1 protein-coding gene and 1 pseudogene are annotated in these 606 nt (G+C 31.2%); both read left to right on the top strand.

Features of this window, described 5'->3' with window-relative positions; genetic code table 11:
• Positions 1 to 104: 104 nt before the first annotated feature.
• Complete coding sequence (locus OU788_RS12645; RefSeq protein ID WP_264560945.1) at positions 105 to 308, top strand: helix-turn-helix domain-containing protein; 204 nt, start codon at positions 105 to 107, stop codon at positions 306 to 308.
• A 4-nt stretch (positions 309 to 312) separates the two neighbouring features.
• Positions 313 to 606: pseudogene (locus tag OU788_RS12640) on the top strand (hypothetical protein); the annotation flags it as partial.

Genomic DNA, 606 nt, shown 5'->3' with positions numbered 1-606 from the left:
GAGCTTGCCTTTTCCCTCCACCCAAAATTGTTGATAAATATTTAGCTCATCTAGTGAGATAATAAAATATCACTGTATATTTGAGAAATAGAAAACATTCTGAAATGAATCGGATTAAAGAAGTTTTAGATGAAAAAGGTATAAAGCAAACTTGGCTAGCTGAAAAACTAGGGAAGAGTTACAATATGGTAAACTCCTATGTTCAAAACAGAAGGCAACCAAGTATTGAAGATTTATACAAAATTGGAGAAATATTAAATATTGAAGCTAAAGATTTACTTGTTGAGTCTTTAGAAAAAAAGAGTTAAATATATGCTAGCAACTTACAAGTTAGAAAGAGAATTTTTATCACTACTAGAAGAACCTCAATTGAGGTTATTTGAAAGGGAATTCAAAATAAAGAAAGATGAGTTTCTAGGAATTAAATATGACAAGCGTGGTTACACAGTCAATGATAAAATTGAGCAAATAATCGATAGTAAGATTCAAACTATTGGATTCTTTTCTGGTGCTGGCGGTTTAGACATAGGTTCTCAATTGGCAGGCAGTAAGGTAATTTCAAGTTTAGACTTTGATAAAGACAGTGTGGCAACAATGAAGAGAAAT

The sequence above is a fragment of the Tenacibaculum sp. L6 genome, assembly GCF_028823685.1.
Lineage (GTDB): Bacteria > Bacteroidota > Bacteroidia > Flavobacteriales > Flavobacteriaceae > Polaribacter.
This window is presented reverse-complemented; position numbering and strand designations above follow the sequence as displayed.

Excerpts from the sequence above, each read along its gene's own strand:
- OU788_RS12645 (WP_264560945.1), top strand. The coding sequence starts at position 105 with ATGAATCGGATTAAAGAAGTTTTAGATGAAAAAGGTATAAAGCAAACT.